The organism is Streptomyces sp. NPDC088354 (assembly GCF_044753585.1).
GTDB lineage: Bacteria > Actinomycetota > Actinomycetes > Streptomycetales > Streptomycetaceae > Actinacidiphila.
Genome location: NZ_JBIVNJ010000108.1, coordinates 1 through 4,985 on the forward strand (window position 1 = coordinate 1; position 4,985 = coordinate 4,985).

Sequence of the window (4,985 nt, forward strand, 5' to 3'; positions counted from 1 at the left end):
GCCGCGGGAGCGGGCACGATCGCCCCCGTCACGGTGGAGTTCTCGTACGACGACGGCCGCACGTGGCGGAAGGCGACCTGCGGTCACGACGGCCGCTACGCGGTGGCGCCGCCGAAGCACGCCGGCTTCGTCTCCCTGCGGGCCACCGCCCGCGACTCGGCCGGAAACACCGTCACCCAGTCGGTGATCCGCGCTTTCGGCCTGCACTGACGGACCTGTCGAGTAGCCGAGGGGTGAGATTCCCCTCGGCTACTCGAAAACAGGTCGTTGCCGTCCCGGCAGCGGGCCTGGCGATGCGGTCTGACTCGATCAGCGTGCCGTCCAGGACCACGTGTGTCATGCCCTCGTGCCGCCAGCGTCCTCCGCTAGGCGCTCACTGCCCGCACCTACGCGGTACCGCCAGCCCCCGCCATGGGCGTGAGCTGGCAGCAGGAGTCCCCGGGCCATGCCGCCCCGGGGACTCCTGCCCGCCTTCCTCGTCGGTCACCGGAGCCGACCACGAAGGAGAATCCGTGACACCCCGCCGCTCCGCCGACGCCACATTTTGCAGCCGGGCATCGCGAAGGATTCTGCGGGCCTTCAGCACGAGATCCCTGGGAGGTCTGTATGCCCCCGGGGTCTGCGCAGGCTGAATTCAGCGGCAGGAAGGGCACCGGAGTTGGCACTCCACTGCTACTTAATGACGCAGCAGTTAGCACGCAGCTCGAAGTGCCCCCCACTAATATCTAGTTGGTGTGCCGAAGGGTTGCGAAGCCGGACCGGAGGCGCACCACCCGGCCTCCCGCCTCGGCTTCTTGCCCCGAAGCGGGAGGCCAAATCGTGCATAATTGCACTATTGTGAACCAGCTGAGACGCCATGCTCGAACCCGGTCGGGCCTCCCTCTCGCTGGTGGTTACCAGCGCTTGCTGAGTGCGTTGAGTTCCGCGCGTCGCTGTCGACGAACTGCCCCAGCTTGACCTCGGTCACGGTCCCGTCGGGCTCGGTGAGCCGCTCGACATGCTTCCGGAGCATCTGCAAGGCCCCCTCGCGGACGTGGAACTGCCGGGCGTCCCGAATTCACCGCCCACTTGCCCGCCTGCGTATGAGGCGCCTGCGGCCTCTCCAAGGGTTGCTGCCCTGAAGCATCCAGGCCTGCGTGGGCAGTGGGTGGTCCCAGCCGAGGCGCTGCGCCTGGACCAACGCTCCCAGGTCCTCGCCATGCACCGTTGTCTGTCCCGGCGCGGTCGAGAGTGGCTGGTCGTTCTTGATGAGTCTGCGGCACAGCCCTGGCCCAACTGCCCAAGCACTGACGGCGGGGGGGCGCCAGACCCTGATCCGCACCGACTGCGCGGGTGGCACCCACGACTTCGTGTCCTGGCTCGCGCGGCGAGAACGCTGGCTGTCCTACTCGGTCGGCATGACGGTCACCGAAGCGATCCACGGGCACGTGCTGAAGGTTCCCGCCCCGGCCTGGACAGTGGCCGCCGAGACCAACGGTGAGACCCGGCACGGGGCCTGGGCCGCCGAACTCACCGGCAACCTCCTGCACACTCGGCCCAAGGGCATGCGACTGATCATCCGCAAGGAACGACCCCATCCTGGCGCCCAGCTGAGGATCACGGATGCGGACGGCATGCGGATCACGTGCTTCGCGACCAACACCCCAGACCGGCCGATCGCCGGACTCGAACTCCGTCACCGATTGCGGGCCCGGGCCGAGGACCGGATCCGCGCCGCCCGTGCCACCGGCCTGCGCAACCTGCCCCTGCATCGCACAGCCCAGAATCGGATCTGGCTGGAAATCATGCAGATCGCACTGGACCTGCTGGCCTGGATACCGATCCTCGCCCTGACCGGCACGGCCAGACTCCGGGAGCCTCGCCGCCTACGGCTCCGTCTGTTCACCGCAGCCAGACAACTCGTGACCACCGGCCGTCGGCGAATCCTCCGCCTGGCCCGGCACTGGCCCTGGACCAGTCACATCACCGCAGCCCTCGACCGGCTCACCCACCTACCCGACCCCGGCTGACCAGCCGATTCCCCGTCCCCACGAACAGCACCCCCACACCCGGAGCAGTGGAACCCGGCACCGCCCGGAGGTGACACTCACATCTTCAGCCTGCCAGCCTCAGCCCCCGGCACGAAAACGGTCCACCGACTCCGTCGGCAGACCGTCACGAAACCTGGAGGTAGGGCCGATCCGGTGGCGCAGATCCCGCAGAGCCTTCTCCGAAACCCGTGCCGCATCGGGGAGCGCACTGGTCAGCATGCCCCACACGGGCAGATACCCCAGGTGGGGAAACAGTCCGAGCGCCAGCAGGAAGTAGACCCCGACCCGCGAGGGAAGTAGCCGCAACCGTTTCTGGACACGACCGGTCTACGCCAGCACCGCATCGACCAGGTCAAGCGGGACGTATCTCGTCGACTCGCCCAGGTGGCCGGCGGTGAACGCATCAGCCACAGGACCCGGTCCCGAAGCGGGCGCGGTGGAATACTGGCGAACTGTCCGAGCCGTTCATCGAGCGGAGCCTGGTGTGACTATCCGTCCGACCGGCGGCCTGGGCTTGGTCCGTTCCGACTTCGGGGGCCGGCCCCGATGGGCGTTTGTCGGCAGCGACGCCCTGCACCGCGTGCAGACCGACTGCATCAAGACGGCGGAGCTGGAGGCCATACCCGTCGACCGGCAGGAGCTGCGCGATCTCGTCGAGAACGTAATGGGCGTGTTGGAGCGCTACAGCTCTTCGCTCGCCTCCCACCGGATGGTGCCGGCTGGTTGTATGTGCAGCACGTTCCCGTTCGGCGCTTCGTGACCGAGATCCTGCGCAAGCGGCTGAACTGGGCCGGCAAAGTGGATCGGCTGGCCCGTGTCGTGGAGATCCTCAAGGAGGACCCCGACTCCCGACGGTCCTTGATCCAGCTCTACGACCCGGCCCAGGACACCTCCGGGCACAAGGACGTGCCCTGCACCCTCGGCTTCCGCTTCCACCTGCGTGCTGGCCGCCTATACACGGCGACCACGATGCGCGGTCAGGACGTATAAATCGGCATGCCGTACGACGTGTTCTTCTACACCGTCCTGCACGAGCTGGTCGCTGGGTGGCTCGACGCGGAGCTGGGCGAGTTCTACCTGCACGTGGGCTCGCTGCACATCTACGACGACCACGTCGAGCAGCGATGTCAACGGACTGTCCGCGCACAGCACTGCGTCGGTGAGCTCGAAGAGCGCGTCCGCCCTTTGTACGGGCAGTCGTAGAACTCGACACGAAAGTGGGACAGCACGCTCAGCGCGGCGTCTACGGGACCTTTCAGGAGCCAGACTCTTCACCAGCAGCCGTTCCTTCACGCGACGTTGCTCGACATTTCGAAGCGTGATGAACGACCGCCCTGCTGTCTCAGGAAGAATCCGAGATCAGCGGGTCAGGTGAACCGGCGAGGTTAAACAACAAGCGTACGTCCAGCAGTCCGGGCGTCTTCCCAGTTCAGAAAGGGTGTTAACGATGTAACCGGACGTCAAGTTCAGGGTAGCCAGCCGGTGCAAGTCCGGTCCGGGGAGCCCGCCAGGGTCCCCGGTAGCTGACTCCCGGCGTCGCCCGAAATGGTGACGTCGAAGTGGAGTGACAGGCGCCCCTAGGGGGCGTGCAACCGACCAGTCCGCAACATGAAGTGAAGCCTGCAGCGTCGTCATTTAACCCCCGCCCGCGGGCGGGCCAAGGAGGAGCCGAGCCTGTGCTTGATTGGCGAAGGCCACGGAAGACGATCTGGGGCCTGGAGCGGTCGTCGAAGAACCTCCCGGCGTAAGGGGCGTGGAATGGTCGGAAGGTTGTCCTGGGAACTGGAGAGAGCCTCCTCGGCCCCGGGTATTGCGGCCCGGGAAGCGTGGCCTACCTATAACCGACAGAACCGGGAAATGGCGGGTTGTCGAGAGGCGGTCGGAGGGGGTCGTAGTAGTGACGATCGGCGGGACAACACAACCCGCTGGGAGCGAAGGGCCCCTGCTTCATCGACGCGATTCGAAAACAGGGAGGGATCCGGATGAGTGCCGTTACGGCTAGTTCCATCCGCCGGGAGGAAAGCGTCGCAGGACCAGGTCGCCGTCCTCTGGACAAGGTCCGAGCCTTGCAACGGACGCTTTACCGCTGTGCCAAGCATGAACCCGGACGCCGCTTTCACGCCCTGTATGGCCATGTCCACCGCATGGACGTTCTGAGGCGGGGCGTGGGCCGGTGTGTGCGCAAACCGGGGTGCCCCCGGCGTGGACGGCATGACCGTCGGCGCGGTGGAATCCTCGGGGGTGGATGTATTCCTCCAGGATCTTTCGCAGAGACTGCGGGCGCATACGTATCGTCCGTCAGTGCTGCGACGGGTCCAGATTCCCAAATCGGGGCGGCCGGGGGAGTTCCGGCCGCTATCGATTCCCACCGTGGCGGACCGCGTGGTGATGACGGCTGCGAAACTGGTCATTGAGCCTTTTCAGCGGGGCCACCGATCGGGTGACGGCCCACTGGTTGGAGACCGGTGCGAAACGGACGAGGCTCCTCGACGGTTGAGCGAGATGTCTGACGTCTCAACTCTTCTGCCGGGGAGCCCCGTTGGTTACGTATCCTGCCGCACTGGACCTGCCTCACGCGCTCGTTGAGTGGGTGACGATGCTGATCGTCACCCGGGAGGGTGACCGCCGCTGCAAACTCCGGCCCTCGCAGCGTGCCCTGGTCGCGCTGGTCTACCTGCGCAAGCACGACACCCTCGCACAGATCGCAGCCGGCTTCCGGATCAGCGTCGGCACCGCCCACGCCTACGTGCACGCGGTCATCGACCTCCTGGCCCACCGCGCGCCAGGCCTGACCCGCGCCCTGCGCGAGGCAGACGCGGAGTACGTGCTCGTCGACGGCACCCTCGCCGAATGCGACCGCGTCGGCGACCAACGCGCCGACTACTCCGGCAAGCACCGCCGCCACGGCGTGAACCTCCAGGTCATCACCGACCCACACGGCGAGATCATGTGGAT

The 4,985-nt window shown here is 66.7% G+C and carries 3 protein-coding genes and 3 pseudogenes; 5 read left to right on the forward strand and 1 reads right to left on the reverse strand.

The annotated features are described in order from the left end of the window. Positions 1–210, forward strand: a 210-nt coding sequence (locus ACIP98_RS41795) for a hypothetical protein (protein ID WP_401982050.1), incomplete at its 5' end; no start/stop codon positions are given. 1,053 nt (positions 211–1,263) lie between these two features. Then, a pseudogene (locus ACIP98_RS41800) lies at positions 1,264–2,009 on the forward strand (transposase); the annotation flags it as partial. A 99-nt stretch (positions 2,010–2,108) separates the two neighbouring features. On the opposite strand, the pseudogene ACIP98_RS41805 reads toward ACIP98_RS41800, so the two are convergent. Then, positions 2,109–2,345 (reverse strand): annotated as a pseudogene (locus ACIP98_RS41805) (transposase domain-containing protein); the annotation flags it as partial. A gap of 169 nt (positions 2,346–2,514) precedes the next feature. Here ACIP98_RS41805 and ACIP98_RS41810 point away from each other — a divergent pair. The 3 genes and pseudogenes from ACIP98_RS41810 to ACIP98_RS41820 form a co-directional block, all read left to right on the forward strand. After that, the gene (locus tag ACIP98_RS41810; protein ID WP_401982052.1) at positions 2,515–2,790 is read left to right on the forward strand and encodes a hypothetical protein; all 276 of its coding nucleotides are present in this window, start codon (positions 2,515–2,517) and stop codon (positions 2,788–2,790) included. A gap of 59 nt (positions 2,791–2,849) precedes the next feature. Then, positions 2,850–3,233, forward strand: a pseudogene (locus ACIP98_RS41815) (thymidylate synthase). A gap of 1,336 nt (positions 3,234–4,569) precedes the next feature. After that, the coding region (locus tag ACIP98_RS41820) for a transposase family protein (RefSeq protein WP_401982054.1) at positions 4,570–4,985 on the forward strand (416 nt) is incomplete at its 3' end.